This is a genomic window from Bacteroidota bacterium (assembly GCA_025059945.1).
Taxonomy (GTDB): domain Bacteria; phylum Bacteroidota; class Rhodothermia; order JANXDC01; family JANXDC01; genus JANXDC01.
Genome location: JANXDC010000015.1, coordinates 222,294 through 239,307, shown reverse-complemented (window position 1 = coordinate 239,307; position 17,014 = coordinate 222,294). Strand labels below are relative to the sequence as shown.

General features: G+C 63.7%; 14 protein-coding genes and 2 tRNA genes. 11 read left to right on the top strand and 5 right to left on the bottom strand.

What is annotated here, in order from left to right:
- Positions 1-20 precede the first annotated feature (20 nt).
- Positions 21-1,175 (bottom strand): Gfo/Idh/MocA family oxidoreductase, encoded by a 1,155-nt coding sequence (locus NZ993_09105; GenBank protein ID MCS7155943.1) that lies wholly within the window; start codon positions 1,173-1,175, stop codon positions 21-23.
- Positions 1,176-1,280: 105 nt separating this feature from the next.
- Here NZ993_09105 and NZ993_09100 point away from each other — a divergent pair, with 105 nt between their 5' ends.
- The 4 genes from NZ993_09100 (at position 1,281) to NZ993_09085 (ending at position 7,161) form a co-directional block, all read left to right on the top strand.
- Positions 1,281-1,826, top strand: a complete 546-nt coding sequence (locus NZ993_09100) for a hypothetical protein (protein MCS7155942.1) — start codon at positions 1,281-1,283, stop codon at positions 1,824-1,826.
- Positions 1,827-2,003: 177 nt separating this feature from the next.
- The gene (gene clpB / locus NZ993_09095) at positions 2,004-4,640 is read left to right on the top strand and encodes an ATP-dependent chaperone ClpB (protein MCS7155941.1); all 2,637 of its coding nucleotides are present in this window, start codon (positions 2,004-2,006) and stop codon (positions 4,638-4,640) included.
- 200 nt (positions 4,641-4,840) lie between these two features.
- Positions 4,841-6,034: a SpoIID/LytB domain-containing protein gene (locus NZ993_09090; protein MCS7155940.1), complete on the top strand. Its 1,194-nt coding sequence runs from the start codon at positions 4,841-4,843 to the stop codon at positions 6,032-6,034.
- Positions 6,035-6,528: 494 nt separating this feature from the next.
- Positions 6,529-7,161, top strand: coding sequence for a sigma-70 family RNA polymerase sigma factor (locus NZ993_09085; GenBank protein ID MCS7155939.1), 633 nt, complete (start codon positions 6,529-6,531; stop codon positions 7,159-7,161).
- A gap of 2 nt (positions 7,162-7,163) precedes the next feature.
- On the opposite strand, the gene NZ993_09080 is transcribed toward NZ993_09085, so the two are convergent.
- Positions 7,164-7,252: transfer RNA gene (locus NZ993_09080), tRNA-Leu, on the bottom strand.
- A gap of 42 nt (positions 7,253-7,294) precedes the next feature.
- Between NZ993_09080 and NZ993_09075 the strand changes: the two genes are divergently transcribed.
- Positions 7,295-7,519, top strand: a complete 225-nt coding sequence (locus NZ993_09075; GenBank protein ID MCS7155938.1) for a hypothetical protein — start codon at positions 7,295-7,297, stop codon at positions 7,517-7,519.
- On the opposite strand, the gene NZ993_09070 is transcribed toward NZ993_09075, so the two are convergent.
- The 3 genes from NZ993_09070 to NZ993_09060 are packed head-to-tail and all read right to left on the bottom strand — an operon-like array spanning position 7,516 to position 10,817.
- Positions 7,516-8,523 carry a hypothetical protein gene (locus NZ993_09070; GenBank protein MCS7155937.1) on the bottom strand — a complete coding sequence of 336 codons (1,008 nt, stop codon included), beginning with the start codon at positions 8,521-8,523 and terminating at the stop codon, positions 7,516-7,518. The two genes, NZ993_09075 and NZ993_09070, sit on opposite strands and share 4 nt — an antisense overlap.
- Positions 8,524-8,529: 6 nt before the next feature.
- Entirely contained in the window at positions 8,530-10,053 is a 1,524-nt protein-coding gene (locus tag NZ993_09065; protein ID MCS7155936.1) for a hypothetical protein, read from the bottom strand.
- Complete coding sequence (locus tag NZ993_09060) at positions 10,050-10,817, bottom strand: hypothetical protein (GenBank protein MCS7155935.1); 768 nt, start codon at positions 10,815-10,817, stop codon at positions 10,050-10,052. Before NZ993_09060 ends, NZ993_09065 begins: the two co-directional genes overlap by 4 nt.
- A gap of 126 nt (positions 10,818-10,943) precedes the next feature.
- On the opposite strand from NZ993_09060, the gene NZ993_09055 reads away from it, so the two are divergent.
- From NZ993_09055 to NZ993_09030, 6 genes are all read left to right on the top strand, one after another.
- Positions 10,944-12,236 carry a dihydroorotase gene (locus tag NZ993_09055; GenBank protein ID MCS7155934.1) on the top strand — a complete coding sequence of 431 codons (1,293 nt, stop codon included), beginning with the start codon at positions 10,944-10,946 and terminating at the stop codon, positions 12,234-12,236.
- Between the two features lie 15 nt (positions 12,237-12,251).
- Positions 12,252-13,370: a glycine cleavage system aminomethyltransferase GcvT gene (gene gcvT / locus NZ993_09050; GenBank protein ID MCS7155933.1), complete on the top strand. Its 1,119-nt coding sequence runs from the start codon at positions 12,252-12,254 to the stop codon at positions 13,368-13,370.
- On the top strand, positions 13,367-14,173 hold the full coding sequence (locus NZ993_09045; GenBank protein ID MCS7155932.1) for a TatD family hydrolase: 807 nt from the start codon (positions 13,367-13,369) through the stop codon (positions 14,171-14,173). The genes gcvT and NZ993_09045 overlap by 4 nt, the downstream gene beginning before the upstream one ends.
- Positions 14,174-14,190: 17 nt before the next feature.
- A complete protein-coding gene (gene sdaAB / locus NZ993_09040) occupies positions 14,191-14,868 on the top strand; it encodes an L-serine ammonia-lyase, iron-sulfur-dependent subunit beta (GenBank protein MCS7155931.1) in 678 nt (225 codons plus the stop codon).
- Positions 14,869-14,905: 37 nt separating this feature from the next.
- Positions 14,906-14,993 (top strand) — tRNA-Ser (locus NZ993_09035).
- A 110-nt stretch (positions 14,994-15,103) separates the two neighbouring features.
- Positions 15,104-17,014, top strand: a complete 1,911-nt coding sequence (locus tag NZ993_09030) for a menaquinone biosynthesis decarboxylase (GenBank protein ID MCS7155930.1) — start codon at positions 15,104-15,106, stop codon at positions 17,012-17,014.

Here is a 17,014-nt window from a genome sequence, read left to right as displayed (position 1 = left end):
GGCGTCTCTAGAAAAGGGGGTTAAGGGCCCTGCAGGGCGGAACGGGTGGCCTGTAGGGCTAGGTGTAGGCTATCGAGCCCCACCTCAAGCGGGGCCCGAAGGGTATGTCCGGGCATGCGCATGGCTTGTAAAAGGTCGAGCAGGGCGGCCTGCACGCAGCGGGCGTAAAGCTCGGCTTTGCTTTCCGGAAAGGCAAAAGTTCCCTCTATCAGGGCTTCGGCCGCGTACGGAAGACCGTGCACGCGCAGCCGGTGGAGCGCGTCTCTGCGGGCCAGTCCCTCTTGGCCCCATCCTGGAGGACGGGAGTTATCTTCAGCCTCCGCTATGGATGAACGCCGCAGCACTTGCCAATTGGGCAGCGAGCATAGCTCCCGCTCCGCGATCGGATCCACAAGAGCCCGCAGACGCCCGACAAGCGGGATCCAGCCCTCCAGTTCGAGCTCCAACCTGTCGAAAACGAAGCGCCAGCTGGTGCGCTCAAAGAACCCCGGTCGGCCGAAGGCGTGATATTGGGTCATCATCATGCCGTCGGCGTAGAGCACCTCCAGCAGCATGCGATCCCGCTCCCCTGTGGCGCGCTCAGCGGCCAGCCCTCGGATTCGAACCGGCGCGGCCGAGGCGAGCGCCTGGGCCAAATCGATAAAATGCACAGCGTGCTCGACCAGGATCCCGCCGGATCGACGGAGATCCCAGAACCAGTGCTCAGGCCCCAAGGCCTCGTCTTGGGCGTAGTTTTCGATCGCTATCCGCCGAAGCGGACCCCACAAGCCGGAGCGGGCCCACCGGTGAAGGCGTTCCGTGAGGGGATGAAAGCGCAGCGGATAATCGATCGCGGCCGGAAGCCCGCTCAAATCGCGCGCCCGTAAGATCCGACGCGCCTGGGACAAGTTTACAGCTAGCGGCTTCTCCACGAGCACGGGTTTTCCGGCGCGCAGCGCGGCGCAGGCTACGGGCGCGTGCAAATCCGGCGGCGTCGCCACAGCCACGAGTTCCACTTCCGGATCCCGCACCAGCGAACGCCAATCCGAGTAGGCCCGCACACCTCGGGCAACCGCCAGGTCCCGCCCCTGAGGGCTTAGCGTGGCCACGGCGAGCACCTCGACCTCCGCAAGCGCCCGCCAGGCCTCGTGCAAAAACTGACCAAAACCCCCGTATCCGGCTATGCCTATGCGCATATTTTAAATCTCGAAACGTTTTACACTGCGCGCAACCCGCAACTTTCTCCCCCGCCATGCGTAGGAATCGTACGCGTTCGCTTACATTTTAAGGAGGGCTTGGGCATGCGAACTTTACTGCTTGGCCTTCTGCTTTTCGCGCTTGGATGGGAAGCGGCGGAAGCCCAACGGCGCGGGGGATTTGGGGGCTTCGGTCCGGTCTTCCCGGTGTGGACGCTTCGCGACCTCGACCCGGCCTACGACGGACAACCGGTTGTGTTCTTTGGTCAGGGAGCGCTCTTTCTTAACAACTTTTACTTCGGCGGCGGCAGCGGATCGGCTAGTTTTTACGGGAAATCGCGTACGCTTAGCAAAGCCCATTTTGACTACGGCGGCTTTCTGGTGGGCTACCGCTATCCTATAGCCCCCCTAGTCCGGATAGGAGCTCAGCTGCTGCTCGGCGGCGGAGAGCTGCGTTTGGAGTCGGGGCGCACGATCGAGCTCGACGAACGTTTCTATTGCCTCGTACCGGAATTCGCCCTGGGCGTAACCCCAAGCCGCTGGCTGCTTCTGGAGGCGCGTCTGGGGTACTTCGGCGCGCTGGGCAGCTCGACGATCGCCCCCTTGCGTAAGCCTCAGTTTGCGCTCTCCGCCGTGTTCGGAACCAACTAGCCCTTAGCCCCTCTACGGTCTTGATCGAAGAGGGTGGAGTGGCGCAGGAGACCACCCTGAAGGTGTCGTTTTGTCTTTCAAGCCCACCCTAAACACGCAAAATGTCATATATCCCTCTTCCGGCATCGAAATCGCAGCCTGCCCGGTAGACTGCTTTAAGAGAATTAAAGAGGCCCTATGAACCTGCAACGCTTCACCCACAAGGCACAGGAAGCGATCCAGCGCGCCGTCGAGATCGCCCAAACCCGCGGGCAGCAGGAGTTAGCACCGGCGCATCTGCTGCGCGCGATGCTGGAGGATCCGGAAAGCCCGGTCCAAGGCATCCTAGATCGGCTCAACGTAAATCGCGAAGCGCTCGAGCAAAAGCTCAATCAGGCCCTGGAGCGCTTGCCCCGCGTGAGCGGAGCGGCCATCTCAGGTCCTTACGTGGGCGCTGAGCTTAAACGCGTTTTAGACCAAGCTGTAAGCGAAGCTCAGGCGCTGGGTGATGAGTACGTAGCTACCGAGCACCTGCTGCTGGCCCTTTCGGAAAGCCCGGACGCCCTGGGTCAGGCCCTGCGGCAGCTGCGCGTGAGCAAGGAGAACATCCTGCTTGCGCTGCGCGACATTCGGGGCGGGCGGCGCGTGACGGATCCCGGAGCGGAGGCCACCTATGAGGCCCTGAAAAAGTACGCGCGCGATCTAACGGAGCTAGCCCGCAAGGGCAAGCTCGATCCCGTAATCGGGCGCGATGAGGAGATCCGCCGGGTGTTGCAGATCCTGTCTCGGCGCACCAAAAACAACCCCGTGCTCATCGGGGAGCCGGGCGTCGGGAAGACGGCTATCGTGGAGGGCATCGCGCACCGGATCGCGCAAGGGGACGTGCCCGAAAGCCTGCGCTCCAAGCGGATCCTGGCCCTGGACATGGGGGCGCTCATCGCGGGCGCCAAGTACCGAGGGGAGTTCGAGGAGCGACTCAAGGCCGTCGTAAAGGAGGTCGTCGACTCGCAGGGCGAGATCATTCTTTTCATCGACGAGATCCACACCGTCGTGGGCGCCGGGGCGGCGGAGGGGGCTATGGACGCGGCCAACATCCTCAAGCCCCCCTTGGCGCGCGGGGAGCTGCGCACGATCGGGGCCACGACGGTTGATGAGTACCGCAAGCACATCGAGAAGGACCCCGCCCTGGAGCGCCGCTTTCAACCCGTCTGGGTTGACGAGCCCAGCCCGGAGGAGGCCATCTCCATCCTGCGCGGCCTCAAGGAGCGCTACGAAACGCATCACGGGGTGCGCATCACGGACGCCGCCATCGTGGCCGCCGTGGAGCTATCGGTGCGCTACATTCCGGATCGCTTTCTGCCCGATAAGGCGATCGACCTGATCGACGAGGCCGCCGCGCGGCTGCGCCTAGAGGTGGAATCCATGCCGGAGAAGTTGGACCAGATCGAGCGCGAAATCCGGCAGCTGGAGATCGAACGCGAGGCCATCCGGCGTGAGAAGGACAGCAGCAAGCTGGCCTCTATTGAGGAGAAACTGGCCAACCTGCAGGAGGAGCGCAACCGGCTCCGCATCCAGTGGCAGGCTGAGCGCGAGGTCATCGGCGAGATCCGCCGGCTCAAAGAGGCCATCGAAGAGGCCAAGTTCGAGGCCGAGCGCGCCGAGCGCGAAGGCGATTACGGGCGGGCGGCCGAGCTCAAGTACGGCCGCATTCCGGAGCTGACGCGCGCCCTAGAGGGGGCGCAAACCCGACTGCGCCAGCTGCAACAAGACCACCCCATGCTGAAAGAGGAGGTCGATGCCGAGGACATCGCGGAGATCGTCTCCCGCTGGACCGGCATCCCCGTGCAGCGCATGCTGGAATCCGAGCGCGAAAAGCTCCTGCGCATGGAGGAGGCCCTGCGGGAGCGCGTGGTGGGGCAAGAGGAGGCGATCCGGGTCGTATCGGACGCCGTGCGGCGGGCCCGCGCCGGGCTGCAAGATCCGAATCGGCCCATCGGCTCCTTCATCTTTCTGGGCACCACCGGGGTGGGCAAGACGGAGCTAGCCCGGGCGCTGGCGGAGTTTCTGTTCAACGACGAAAACGCCATGATCCGCATCGACATGTCCGAGTACCAAGAGCGCCACACCGTAAGCCGCCTCATTGGCGCCCCCCCGGGCTACGTGGGCTACGAGGAGGGGGGTCAGCTGACCGAGGCCGTGCGGCGCCGGCCGTACTCGGTCGTGCTCTTCGATGAGATCGAAAAGGCCCATCCGGAGGTCTTCAACGTCCTGCTACAGGTGCTCGACGATGGACGCCTGACGGACGCCAAAGGCCGCACGGTGAACTTTAAAAACACGATCATCATCATGACCTCCAACCTGGGCTCCCATTTGATCCTGCAGAAGATGGAGCGCCTGGGGGGCGAGCTGAGTGAGGCCCAGTTTGAGGAGTTGCGCGAGCAGCTGATGGCCTTGCTCAAGCAACAGCTGCGTCCCGAATTCCTAAACCGCATCGACGAGATCGTGGTCTTTCGTCCCCTAGGCCGCGACAAGATCCGTCGGATCGTGGAGATCCAGTTCCGGCGCATTCAGGCATGGACCTGGCAGCATAACCGGATCCGGCTGGAGCTAACGGATGCGGCCAAGGATTGGCTAGGCGAGCTCGGCTATGATCCGGTCTTCGGCGCCCGACCGCTAAAGCGCGTGCTGCAACGGGAGCTGACGAACGTCTTGGCCCGCCATCTGCTGGCCGGAGACTTTCGCCCAGGCGATGTGGTGCGCATCGATCGAGGCCCCGACGGACTACGCTTTGCGCTCATCGCCCGGGAAGCCGAAGTGGAGATCCTCCCCGAATAGACCCAAGACCTATCGGCACGCCCCGAGCCCCCAAGCTCGGGGCGTTTCGTTTTTAGGAGGGTAGAAAGGTAAACCACACGCGCACTTTCTGCTCATGTCGCAAATAGGAAACTTCAATTTGCAAATAATCGTGCTGATTTCAGCCTCCGGCAGGGCGTTTGCGGACAAGCGAGCCGTTCGGAAACAAATATTGACGCAACATGCCCTGCTTTTTTACCCTCCGAACGGGCCGAATCGGGGTTGTGCTGGCCTGTGCGCTCCTTTCCACCCCCCCCTCGGTTTCGGCCCAACAGATAGCGCTTCGTGTTCGGCTCTTGAGCGACCAGCCGGTGCGCGCGATAACCGTCTATAGCCACCGGGAAGGACTGCGGATCTACGCGCCTGGCCGTCAGGAGCGGTTGGCCCTCGTGCCGGCTCGTCAGCGGATCACGTTGGCTGTAGGACGATCGCCGGCCCTGGAGCGAGCCGGCGATCGGATTTGGATCCGGACTAACCCCTTGGATACGCTCACGCTTGAGCATGCCGGCGTGCGCCGCGCTTATCGAGGGGAAATAGAGGTGCAGGCGCGCTCGGACGGCTCCTTGTGGGTGATCAACATTGTGGACCTAGAGGATTACATAGCAAGCGTTGTGGGCGCGGAGATGCCCTTTTCGGAACTGGAGGCGCTTAAGGCGCAGGCCGTCTTGGCGCGCACCTACGCAGTGGCCACCCTACATCGGTTTCTCTCGTTGGGCTATCACATCGAAGATCACCAGTTTAGTCAGCTCTACTTGGGCCTGGCCACCGAGCGCCCGCTTGCGCGCCGGGCCGCCCTGGAGACTTATGGGGAATTGCTCACCTACGAGGGCCGTCCCATCGAGGCCGTATACGCCTCCACCTGTGGGGGCCACACGGCGGCTAATGAGGAGGCCTGGCCAGCAAAAGCGCTGCCGTATCTACGGCCCCTGCCCGACCCTTTCTGCGAACACTCTCCGCATGCGCGCTGGCGCACTGTTCTGACTAAGGAGGCCCTCCTGGGGGCTTTGGAACGCGCCCTTAAGCGGCGCATCACCGACGTAGGCCCGTTCGAATACGGCCCCAGCGGACGGGTGGTAAGCGTATGGCTACAAGGACCGGAACCCATGCGCCTAAGCGGAACACAGTTCCGCACGCTCGTAAGCGATGCTTTCGGCTGGAGAGCGCTTCGCAGCACGCGCTTTATCTTCAGCTTTCAAGCTCGGGAAGTGCATATAGAAGGCAATGGGCTCGGTCATGGAGTCGGCCTTTGTCAGTACGGCGCTCAGGGCCGGGCCCGGACCGGGCAGAACTACAAACAAATCCTTGAGGCCTATTACCCCGGCACCCGCTTAGTATCCCTTTTCAGCTCCGCTCCCCTAGCGGCCCACCGCCCCTAAGAGATAGATCCCCTAGGGGAGGAAATCTTGGTTTGCCCGGAAGCAGGCAAGGCTTGCCGGGCTATCCTCTCTAGCCCCTCTTTAGCGGGACCCCGAACATCCCTTTAGGTGATGACAGGGACGTCGGAGTATGTATGAAAAGTTGCACAAAGATTGGGATCAGTTGTAGCTTTATTTTCCTCCTTGAGAGAGGGTAGCGGCATGCGCGCCTCGCTATATTGGGCCTGCCGGAGCTTTCGGCACCCTGGCCCGCTACGCGCTCAGCGGCTGGCTAAAACAGATCGGCAACGGCGTATTCCCTTGGTGGACGCTTGCGGTCCAACGTGCTAGGGTCTTGCTCCTTGGGTTTCCTCTGAGGCCTTGTATGAGGACCGCGTACCTTTTTCGATCGAACGACGCAGCGCTTCCGCTATCGGTTTTCTTAGATTTGAGTCGAGACACAGGACATCTGTTCAAAAACACCGCCATCTAGCTGAGTCCGCCCAAGCAAGGATATGGAAAGCTGGCTGCTGAGCGAACTTGAGCGGCGGGTGCGCCGACGTTTCCCGGATCTGGCCGCTGTGGGGAGGGCTTGTGAGCGATATCGAAACACGGGGGATGAGCGGCTGCGGGCGGATCTTTGGGAGTGGACATACTACTGGATCGTGCGGTTTTTCGCTTCGCGTCTGGACCGAACGGCCTGGCCTTCGCAGCTGGAGGCGATGATCGATGCAGCCCTTGAGCGCGTCCGCCGGGGGTTCGCTCAGCTCCGCTATCCCCAGGCCTACCCCGCGTGGGTGAACCGGATTTGCTTGAACGTCTGGTACTCGGCTCATAGGAGTCCCGAGCGCCTCCCTGAGCCCTTATATCCCGAAGAAAGGGATATGCCCATAGAGGAACCTGAACGAGACCAGCAGTTTGATGAGACGGAGGTGCTCAAGGTGCTGGCCGAGCTGATTGAGGCCTTGCCCCCTCTGCAGCGTGAAATCGCGCGTTTGCACGTGTACTACGGCTACGGGCTAAAGGAGATCGCAGAGCGGCTGCGGATGCTGCCTGGGACCGTGCGGGTCTACTGGCACCGTATTGTGCAGCATTTACGCCGGCATCCCCGGCTTAGACCCTGGCTCGAGGAGGGCTGGACGCCTTAAGATGGTGCCCGGAGCGGGATTCGAACCCGCACGGCCCTTTTCGGGCCAAGGGATTTTAAGTCCCTCGCGTCTACCTTTCCGCCATCCGGGCCTTTGAAGCAAATTAGGGCCTTGCCGCAGGGAAGCGCAATCCATGCCGGAGCCGCAGGAGAAAATCCCCTTGGAACCTGGCGATGTGGTGGTGCGCTGGATGGAGTTAGACAGCTGGCGTGCAGCCGGTCCGGAGCGAACGCGCTACGAGTGGCAAGTCGAACGCTATGAGGCCGATCGGCAGCTGGCGCACGTGCGCCGGGGGCAAGAGCGGCGCAGCTTTCCGGTTCGGCTTTTGGCCTACGTAGGGCGCGCACACGATACCTAAAAGCGCACGTTGAGCTCGAGACGATGGCCCAAAAGCCCGACGGGCTCTTGCCAACCCATGGCGTATCCCGCCTCCAGGGTGAGCTCGCCCACAAGACGGCGCACGGCAAATCCAGCCCCAGGTCGCCAGCCCGTCGCGTCCCCCTGCAGCCCGGCTCGCAACAGCAGGGCGTCGCGCCAGGCGTACTCCAGACCCCCCGACCATCGGCTCGTCCAAAGGCGCTCCGTCTGCCGGCGTTGCAGGATTATGGGCGCACCCCCGCGGATCTCCACCTGGTTTAGCCGTCGCTCGGCCGTGTAGGCCCGCACCTCTAGCTCTCCGGTGGCCATCCAAGGACCCCAGGAACGCGCCGAGCCGAGGCGTATGCGCAACGGAAAGCGATCCGTGCTTGCGGCGCCCTCCGCCCCGTACAGGGCGGCCGTATCCCAACTGTAGCGGGCCAACAGGTCCGCCACGGAAACGCCCAGATACCAGTTTGGATGCAGCTCCAGCAACAACCCCACGTCCACGCCCAACGTGGTGGGGGCCGAAAGGGCGGGATGCAGCTGGCTGCGGTTGAAGCTGAAACCGACACCAAAGGCCGCCCGAGGACCCATGCGGTATCCGAAGCCGAAGTGCAGACGTTGCTCGGCCGCGTGCAGCCAACCCGTATGATAGCCGCTTGCGTCGCGCCCATCGATACGCCCTACGCCGGCTTGCACGATCCCGACCGTAACGCCAGCTGAGGGCCGAAGCGGGGCCTGAAACGAAACCCCCATCAGTTGCCGGTCCAGAGCCAAAAGGGCCGCAAAGGCCTGCACGCTCTGTGCGGGGCTCCAAGGCAGGAGCGCGGGATTGTGCGGGCCGGATACCGTTCCCCACGGTACGGCCACAAGAGCATCGCCCAGAGCCAGGGCGCGCGCACTCCAGCTAAGCCGCACAAAGGCCCCGGGCGCGCCTGCATCTTGGGCGGCGGTCGGATGAGCACAGAGTAGAAATCCAAGCGCAAAAGCGCCCAAACGCATAGGCCCTCACTCCAGCAGCAGGATCTTGCCTCGGAACGTTCCAGAGGGGGTCTCGACCACGTAGAAGTACACCCCGTTGGCCAGGCGCCGGCCCTTGGCGTCTTGTCCGTCCCAGGGCACTTCGTGCGTGCCGGCCGGCAGCGGTTCGGCCCGTCGCAGGGTGGCCACGAGATTCAGGGCGTAGTCGTAGATGCGCACCGTCACGGGACCAGAACGGGATAAAGCGAACCGGATCCGACACCAGCCATCCCTGCGCGGGGCAAAGGGGTTGGGGTAGGCATAGGTCTCCACCTCGGGCATGCGGGGATCGGGGTTCATCGGCCGCAGCGGGACCTCTACACGCCACAGATCCCAAGTGCGCCCGCCGTCTGCGGAACGCAGCAGACCGTCGCTTGTGCCCACCCAGAGAAGCGAATCTTGAACGGCCACCGCGTAGGCGATCCAATCTGGCCGCAGAGCCCCTCCGGAGCGCAACGCAGGCTGTCGGATGTGTTGCCAGCTGAACCCGTCATCAGAATAAAAGAGCCCGTTTGCCCCGGCCGCCCAGATGCGCCTTCCCTGAAAGGCGACTTGGTATAGGCGCTCGCCCCACAGCAGGGAACGCCACGTGCGGCCGTCGTCGGCGCTCACACACAGAGCGAAGTGCTCCTCGGACTGCGCCGGCCAGGTGATCGCCCACAGTCGGCTCTGCTCCCCAAGGGGCTGCTCGTGGATGCCGATGATCCAATTTCCGGCCAGCGCGCCCGGGGCGCGGCTTGCCCGGATCGCGCGCCAGCTTCGACCGCCGTCTTCGGAGCGATGCAAGCCGCCGGCCGTGCCGGCCCAGACGACGCCGCGCCGATCTACGAAAACGGAAAAGCCCAGAAAATTGAAGTCCCGGCGCGGATCAAGCACGAACGCGTACGGCTCATCGGGCCGGATGGCGCTGAGCTCCTGCGGCGGAAGCACGATGCGCTCCCAGGTGCGCCCCATGTCTCGGGAGCGCCGGATGCCCGAGGCCCAACCGGCCACCCACAGCTGACCGTGCCGGTAGTGCAGGTCATAGACCACGCTCTGCTCGGGCGCGATCACGGGCACGGCTCGAATGCGGCTTCGGCCGTACAGGATGACCGTGTCGGTGGCCGCATCCAGCTGCGGAGGGCGAAACGTCCAGCTGCGCCCTCGGTCTACGGAGTAGACAAAACCGATGGCCGTGGGCACGAACTCAACGCGGCCGCCCAGCTCCATGCGCCGGCTGTAGCCGATAGAGGCCCAGATCGTATCGCCCTCGACGTGCAGCGCGTAGACCGTGCCGCGGCCGTTGTACAGGGAATCGGCGCGGGCCAACCTCCAGCTGCGCCCACCGTCGGCCGTGTAGGCGAGCTTGGGGCTTGTCCAGAGCACCGGACCCTGTACGGCTAGATGCGTAACGGCGTTGCGCGTAATACCGGCCAGAAGCGAATCCCCTCCGCCTCGCGTTGGGGATGGGGCCTGCCCGTAAGCCGAGGCGGCCCCCCAAAGCCCGAAACACAACGCAAGCAGCCGCCTCATGGTATGAGCTCGATTACGTGCAAGCGGGGTTCGCTGCGCAGACCGGCCCGGTCGACGGCGTAGAACGTAAAGGAGTACCGACCCGGCGCGTTGGCGCTCGATACGGACAGCCGACGCGTATAGAGGCCGTCTCCGGCGCGTTGGTCTCCTGTTTCGTTTACCCGACCATCGTCGTAGAGGTCGATTTCCTGTCCAGTCGGGGTGACCAGGTAGACACGCGCGATCGTCTCCGGCCCGTCTGGATCTTCGACCCAAGCGGCCACCTCGAAAAACCGGCTTCCCTGAGCGGGGATGCGCACCTCCGAGGGCGCACGTACCTCAAGAATTCGAGGCGGGCTGCCCGTGGCCCGCACCAAGAGCTCCACGCGGGGGATGTTCGTAACCCGGTTGCGCCGATCCCGGGCTTGCGCGTAGACCGTGTACTGGCCCACGGCCCCGCGCGCCAGGCGCAACAGGAGCTCCCCCGCGTAGCGATCTTGGCCGACCCGGGTGAGCTCCGCCTCAGCCGAGACGGCCTCCTGATAGGGATCGCGGCACCAGACCCGCACGTCCTGCAGGTTGCCATCCGGATCGCGAATGTCGGCCTCCACGCGCAACGTGACCGTTACGCGGCCGTCTGGGCCCGGCGGCAGCGGATCCAGAAGCACCTCCTGCGGGCTGACCGAAAGGCGCACGATCTCAGGGGCGCGCCCGAGATCGGATACCAATAGGGTCTCGCATCCGGCAAGCCAGAGCGCGCATCCCAAGCCGATCCGAGTCCACATAATTAGCCTTTGTTTGGGATCGGTAAGATTTCACCAAGGCGCCATACCAAACAAGACGCATACCGACATAGACGTCCGTTTTGTACCTTTGTGCGGGCTTCAAGAGCACGGATTCAGCTCCTCGCCATGGAGCGCCTTCTGCTGCGCCGGGTCCGGATTGTGGACGTAGAGCGCGGAACCATCAGCGCGCCCATGGATGTGTTTTTAGCCGAGGGGCGGATCGCGGGCCTGGGTCCGGCGCTAGAGGTCCCCTCCGATACCCCAGAACGGGACTTCGAGGGGCGGGCCTACGTATCCATTGGCTGGATGGACATGCACGTGCATCTCCGAGAGCCGGGTCAGGAGCACAAGGAGACCATCGCGACCGGCTGTCGGGCGGCCACCTTCGGGGGCTTTACGGCCCTAGCCTGCATGCCGAACACCATCCCGCCACTGCATACCCGCGACGCGATCGAGTTTGTCTACCGCCGAGCCGCTTACGAGGCCGTAGACGTTTATCCGATCGGCTGCGTCTCCAAAAACCGAGAGGGGCGTGAGCTGGCCGAACTGTGGGATCTGGCGCAGGCCGGCGCGGTGGCCTTCTCCGACGATGGGGCTCCGATCTGGCATGCCGGCCTCATGCGCCGGGCCCTGGAGTATGCGCGCATGCTCGGACGGCCGATCATCAATCATATGGAGGAGCCCGCGCTCAGCGCCGACGGCGTCATGCACGAAGGCGCCGTCTCGACGCGGCTGGGGCTCAAAGGGATCCCCGCCGAGGCCGAGACCGCGATGCTGGCGCGCGATCTGGAGCTGGCCGCTCGAACCGGGGGCCACCTGCACGTGGCGCATCTTTCCACGGCGCGCGGGGTGGAGCTGGTGCGCCGCGCCAAGGCCGAGGGGGTGCCCGTGACGGCAGAGGTCTGCCCGCATCACATCGCCCTCACGGACGAGGCTGTGGCCGAACGCGCCTACGATCCCAACACGAAGATGAACCCGCCTCTGCGCACGGCTCAGGATGTGGCCGCCCTGAAGGCGGGGCTGGTCGATGGCACGATCGACGTCATCGCCACCGATCACGCCCCGCATGCGCCCGAAGAGAAGGAAGTCGAATTTTCGGCCGCGCCCTTCGGGATCATCGGTTTGGAGACGGCTTGGGGCTTGATCGTGCGCGAGCTCATACGTCCGGGGGTGCTGAGCCTTGTGGAGGCCCTGCGCAAGATCACAATCGCCCCACGCCGCATCCTGAACCTGCCCATACCGCGCATAGCCGTGGCGGAGCCCGCCTGCCTGACGGTTTTCGACATCGAGACCACGTGGACCGTAGAGCCCCGTCATATCCGATCCCGATCCCGCAACACGCCGTTTATCGGGCAGAGCCTTGTGGGTCGTGCCTGGGCCATCTACAATCGAGGTCAGTGGATAGAGGAACACCCCTAGACGGGAAAAACCAGCATGAGCGCGCTGAAGCGCACCCCGCTACATGCGCATCACCTCAGGGCCGGGGCCAAGATGGTCCCCTTTGGCGGCTTTGAGATGCCTTTGCAGTACACGAGCATAGTGGAAGAGCACCGAGCCGTCCGGGAGCGGGCCGGGCTATTTGACGTCTCGCACATGGGGGAGATCTTGGTTCGCGGGCCCCGGGCTTCGGCCTTTTTGCAGGAGCTCACCACAAACGACGTAAGCCGTCTTGCAGACGGCAAGGCCCAGTACAGCCTGTTGTGTCGGGAAGACGGCGGGATCGTGGACGATCTGCTCGTATTTCGCATTTCGGAATCCGAGTACCTGCTCGTGGTCAACGCGGCCAACACGACCAAGGACTGGGCCCACCTTGCGGCGCATAACCGAGTGGGCGCGGAGCTGGTGGACGTATCCGAGGAGACGGCCCTCTTGGCCCTGCAGGGCCCGCTTTCGGAGGCGATCCTCAGCCGGCTTTTGCCCGACCTGGACGTGAGCGCGATCCCACATTATCGGTTTCGCGTCCTGGAGGACGGTCGATTCCTGGGATGCCGCCGCGCGCTCCTTTCGGCTACGGGCTATACAGGAGAGCGAGGTTTTGAGCTGTTCGTGGAGTCCGACCGAGCCCCGGCCGTGTGGGAGGCCCTTTGGGAAGTCGGAAGCGAGCTCGGGCTTGCGCTCTGCGGGCTGGGGGCGCGCGACACGCTGCGACTCGAGATGGGCTACTGCTTGTACGGAAACGACATCACCGAACAGACCCACCCGTATGAGGCGGGACTGGGCTGGGTCGTAAAGCTCGAGAAGGGGCCCTTTGTGGGGCGCGAAGCCCTGGCGCGTATCCGGACCGAGGGCGTTCGGCGGCGGCTTGTGGGGTTTCGGCTCGAAAAGCCCAACGTGCCCCGAAGGGAATACGCGATCGTAGACCCCGAGGACGGCCGCAACATCGGAACGGTGACCAGCGGCACCTACTCCCCCAGCCTAGATCAGGGCATCGGAATGGGCTATGTGCCCGTAGAGTACAGCCAAAGCGGAAGCCGCATTGGGATCGCCATTCGAGGCCGAATCGCCTCCGCGGAGGTCGTCACCCCTCCTTTTGTGCCGCGTAAACCCCTATGATGCGGCTTGTCGATACGCATTGCCATTTGTATTGGGCGGATTTCGCCCCAGATCGGGATGCGGTGTTGGAACGCGCCCGTCAGGCCGGCGTGGAGGCGATCCTGCAGGCGGCCACCAACGTCGAGACGACGCGCGCGGCCGTTGAATTGGCCGAAGCCCATCCTAAGGCGCTCTGGGCCATGGCGGCCATACATCCCTCGGAAGCGCCGAAGACCTCCGAGGAAGACCTGGCCCGGATTGCGGAACTAGCCCGCCATCCGCGCGTGGTGGCCATCGGGGAGTCGGGGCTGGATTATCATTGGGGTCGCGCCTTCGCGGCTCAACAGGAGGCCTTTTTTCGAGAGCACATCCGGCTGGCCTTGACCTTAGATAAGCCCTTGGTGATCCACAATCGGCAGGCGCACGAGGACCTGTTGCGGATTTTGCGCCAGGAGGCGCGATCGGGGCTGCGGGGCGTTTTGCATTGCTTCTCCGGCGATGAAGCCTTCGCCCGGGAGGCGATCCGGTTGGGCTTCTTGCTGGGCATCGGAGGCGTGCTCACGTTCAAAAACAGTTCCCTTGCTCGTGTGGTGCGCGCTGTGGGCCTGGAGCACCTTGTGCTGGAGACCGACGCCCCGTTTTTGGCCCCCGTGCCGTATCGGGGCAAGCGTAACGAGCCGGCCTATTTGGTCCCCATCTGCGCCCGTCTGGCCGAGGTCTTAGAGCAGCCAATCTCGACGGTGGCGCATCGCACCAGCGAAAACGCGCGCCGGCTCTTTGGGCTGCCCCCGTTGGATCTGGCTGCATCCGCGGCCGCTACCTAACTTAGCTCCTCACCCCTATGCCGGAGCCCAGTAGCATCTTCGATATGATCGGCCCCATCATGGTGGGACCCTCTAGCTCCCATACGGCCGCCGTGGTGCGCATCGGCTACGTGGCCCGCCGGCTATTGGGACAACAGCCGGAGGAGGCGCTGGTGACCTTTTACAACTCCTTCGCTACCACCTACCAAGGGCACGGATCCGACCGGGCCGTTGTGGCCGGACTGCTCGGCATGGCCCCGGATGATGAACGCATCCCGCAATCGCTGACGATAGCCGCCGAAGCGGGCCTGCGCCTCGCGTTTCGCCCCGTGGCCGGTGCGCTCACCCTGCATCCCAACACGGTGCGGCTACAGCTGCGCGCTCCCGACGGACAGAGCCTGGATCTGTACGGCGTCAGCCGCGGCGGGGGGCTGATCTCCATCATCGAGCTAGACGGGTTTCAGGTGAACTTCTCGGCCCAACTTCCCACGCTCGTTATCGACGCAGACGACGTCAAAGGTTCGATCGCGATCATCTCGACCGTGATCGCCAACGACGGGGTCAACATCGCCACCATGCACGTGGCCCGTAAGGCCAAGGCGGAGTTGGCCAAGATGGTGATCGAGATGGATCAGCCCCTCTCGGAAGTCCCCCTGGCTTATCTGCGCTATCTGCCCTGGGTGCACCGCGTCATAGCCCTAGAGCCCGTTCCGTAGGTTGTCCTTCAGCGTCCCAACGCGTTATCTTTTCTTTGGAGAGGTGCCGGAGCGGTCGAACGGGCTCGCCTGGAGAGCGAGTGTACCCCAAAAGGGTACCGTGGGTTCGAATCCCACCCTCTCCGCACTTACCGGGCGGGATTAAAAGCCCGCTTTTTTGTTTTCGGCCGAGCACGAACGTTAATCGCCCTTTTCATGGTTTAAAGGGGTGGCCGAAAAGCGAACGGAAGAACCTATGGCCTATCCGAGCCTGCGCGCTTTTCTGGAGCGCCTAGAAGCCGAAGGCGAGCTCGTGCGGATTCGGGAGCGGATAAGCCCGCATCTGGAGATCACGGAGATCGTGGATCGGGTGGTCAAGTCCGGCGGGCCCGCTTTGCTGTTCGAAAACACGGGCACCGAGTTTCCGCTTGCGATTAACCTTTTCGGTAGTTACCGGCGTATGTGCCTGGCCTTGGGGGTGGAGAGCCTGGACCAGATCCACGATGAGCTTATGGACCTGCTCTCCTTTACCCCGCCGGGCACGTTGCTGGACAAACTGCGCCTGGTGCCCAAATACGGCCGTCTGGCCCGCTACCTGCCTCGGATCGTCACTCGGGGGCCCTGTCAAGAGGTTACGATGGAACCTCCTGACCTGCTGCAGCTTCCCGTGATGACCTGCTGGCCTGAAGACGGCGGGCCGTTTCTGACTCTGCCCATCATCCACACCCAAGATCCCGAAACGGGCGTGCGGAATGTGGGCCTGTATCGCATGCAGGTGTACGACGGGCGCACGACCGGCATGCACTGGCACCGGCATAAGGTCTCGGCCCGGCATTTTCGGCGCTATCAAGAACGCAACATGCGCATGCCCGTGGCCGTGGCCTTAGGCGGGGATCCCGTCTACACGTACTGCGCCACGGCCCCCCTGCCGGACGGGATAGACGAGTACATCCTGGCCGGGTTTCTGCGGCGAAAGCCCGTTGAGCTGGTCCGCTGCCGCACCATCCCGGCTTACGTGCCCGCCGACGCCGATATCGTAATCGAGGGCTATGTTGACCCCCAAGAGCCCTTCCGGCTGGAGGGCCCCTTTGGAGACCACACCGGATACTACTCGCTTCCGGACTACTATCCGGTCTTTCACGTGACCTGCATCACGCACCGACGGGGTGCGATCTACCCCTCGACGATCGTGGGCATCCCCCCGCAAGAGGATGCCTACCTGGGCAAGGCCACGGAGCGCATCTTCCTGGCCCCGATTCGCAAGACGCTCTTGCCGGAAATGCTGGACATGAACCTCCCCCTAGAGGGGGTCTTTCACAACCTGGCGATCGTAAAAGTCCAGAAGGAGTACCCCGGACACGCCCATCGGGTCATGCACACCGTCTTGGGCGCCGGGCAGATGATGTTCACCAAGCTCCTGGTCATCACCGACCAGGGGGCCGATATCCAGAACCTGGCCGAGTTCATCCCCTATGCGGTTGAGCGCTTCGATCCGGCCCGCGACGCGATCTTCTCCGAAGGCCCGATGGACGTACTGGATCACGCCTGCAGCCGCCCGGCTTTTGGGGGCAAACTCGCCATAGATGTCACCACGAAAACGGAGGAGGAGCTTTCCGGTTACGCGGGTCCTTTGGACGCAGCCGACGTGCGCGGCCAGCCGGCGCCGGTCACGCTTTCGGAACTGCAGGCCCGGCTTCCGGAGGTGCGGGACCTGAATTTCTGCATCCCCTCGCACCGGCCCTTTATGGCTTTCGTGGCCATAGAAAAGCGCAGACCCGGTCATGCGCAAGCAGTGGCAGAAGCCCTGCTGGCGATGCCGGAGTTCGAGCGCACGCGTTTGCTCGTGATCCTGGAGGACGATGTAGACGTGCAGGACGTATCGGAGGCCGTTTGGCGCTTTACGAACAACATCGACCCCAAACGAGACGGCTGGATCGTGCCGGCCCGCGGCCCCGGGCTACCCTCCCGAATGGTCTTCGACGCCACGCGCAAATGGCCCGAAGAGGGCTTCACAAGGCCCTGGCCGAACATCCTGACCATGACTCCCGAGGTGATAGCGCGCATCGATGTGCTCTGGCCCCGCCTGGGTTTGGGGCCGCTGATCCCCAGCCCATCCCGTAAGCACCTTGCCAAAGTCCGCCACCGAGGCGCCGTGGTGGAGCCTTAA

Excerpts from the sequence above, each read along its gene's own strand:
- NZ993_09045 (MCS7155932.1), top strand. The coding sequence starts at position 13,367 with ATGATGCGGCTTGTCGATACGCATTGCCATTTGTATTGGGCGGATTTC.
- NZ993_09030 (MCS7155930.1), top strand. The coding sequence starts at position 15,104 with ATGGCCTATCCGAGCCTGCGCGCTTTTCTGGAGCGCCTAGAAGCCGAA.
- sdaAB (MCS7155931.1), top strand. The coding sequence starts at position 14,191 with ATGCCGGAGCCCAGTAGCATCTTCGATATGATCGGCCCCATCATGGTG.
- NZ993_09075 (MCS7155938.1), top strand. The coding sequence starts at position 7,295 with ATGCCGGAGCCGCAGGAGAAAATCCCCTTGGAACCTGGCGATGTGGTG.
- NZ993_09055 (MCS7155934.1), top strand. The coding sequence starts at position 10,944 with ATGGAGCGCCTTCTGCTGCGCCGGGTCCGGATTGTGGACGTAGAGCGC.
- NZ993_09070 (MCS7155937.1), bottom strand. The coding sequence starts at position 8,523 with ATGCGTTTGGGCGCTTTTGCGCTTGGATTTCTACTCTGTGCTCATCCG.
- clpB (MCS7155941.1), top strand. The coding sequence starts at position 2,004 with ATGAACCTGCAACGCTTCACCCACAAGGCACAGGAAGCGATCCAGCGC.
- NZ993_09105 (MCS7155943.1), bottom strand. The coding sequence starts at position 1,175 with ATGCGCATAGGCATAGCCGGATACGGGGGTTTTGGTCAGTTTTTGCAC.
- NZ993_09065 (MCS7155936.1), bottom strand. The coding sequence starts at position 10,053 with ATGAGGCGGCTGCTTGCGTTGTGTTTCGGGCTTTGGGGGGCCGCCTCG.
- NZ993_09085 (MCS7155939.1), top strand. The coding sequence starts at position 6,529 with ATGGAAAGCTGGCTGCTGAGCGAACTTGAGCGGCGGGTGCGCCGACGT.
- NZ993_09100 (MCS7155942.1), top strand. The coding sequence starts at position 1,281 with ATGCGAACTTTACTGCTTGGCCTTCTGCTTTTCGCGCTTGGATGGGAA.
- gcvT (MCS7155933.1), top strand. The coding sequence starts at position 12,252 with ATGAGCGCGCTGAAGCGCACCCCGCTACATGCGCATCACCTCAGGGCC.
- NZ993_09060 (MCS7155935.1), bottom strand. The coding sequence starts at position 10,817 with ATGTGGACTCGGATCGGCTTGGGATGCGCGCTCTGGCTTGCCGGATGC.
- NZ993_09090 (MCS7155940.1), top strand. The coding sequence starts at position 4,841 with ATGCCCTGCTTTTTTACCCTCCGAACGGGCCGAATCGGGGTTGTGCTG.